At 76.2% G+C, this 765-nt stretch carries 1 pseudogene; it reads left to right on the forward strand.

Going from position 1 to position 765, the window contains the following annotated elements:
* Positions 1-765: pseudogene (locus tag G3I42_RS00905) on the forward strand (flotillin family protein); the annotation flags it as partial.

The raw sequence follows: 765 nt of genomic DNA on the forward strand, positions 1-765 counted from the left end.
TGCGCGCCGAGGCGGCGGGCGCCCGCGAACTCGCGCTCGCCGAGGCGGCCGGAGCGCGTGAACTCGCGCTCGCGGAGGCCGAGGGCACGCGCGAGAAGGCACTCGCGGAGGCCGCGGGCGCGCAGGAGAAGGCGAGCGCGGAGGCCGCGGCCGTCGAGAAGAAGCTCAAGGCGGAGGCGGCGGGGCTCACCGACAAGGCGGCGGCGATGGCGGCGCTCGACGAGGCCTCGCGCGGCCACGAGGAGTACCGGCTCCGCCTGGAGGCGGAGAAGGACATCCGCCTCGCGGGCCTGGAGGCGCAGCGGCACGTCGCCGAGTCGCAGGCCACGGTCCTCGCGACGGGTCTGGAGCACGCGAACGTCAGCATCGTCGGCGGCGAGGACGTGTTCTTCGACCGGCTCGTGCGCTCGGTCTCGCTCGGCAAGGGGCTCGACGGCTTCGTGCAGGGCTCCGAGACGGCCCGTACGCTCGCGGGCCCGTGGCTCGACGGTTCCGCCTCCTTCACCGAGGACCTGACCCGCGTCCTCGGCTCGGTCTCGACGGGCGACATCAAGAACCTGACCGTCTCGGCGCTGCTCACCAAGCTCATGGCGAGCGGCGGCGACCCGCGACTGGCCGAACTGACGGCGACGGCACGGAGCCTGGGCCTCGCGGACCTGCCGCTCGCGGGGTTGCTGGGCGGCGCGGGCGGCGGGACGGACCGCGGTGCGGGCGGTACGGGTACGGGGGCGACCCCCGCGCCCGCCACCGCAGCCCCCGCCCCCG

The organism is Streptomyces sp. SID11385, from assembly GCF_010548245.1.
Taxonomy (GTDB): Bacteria; Actinomycetota; Actinomycetes; order Streptomycetales; family Streptomycetaceae; genus Streptomyces.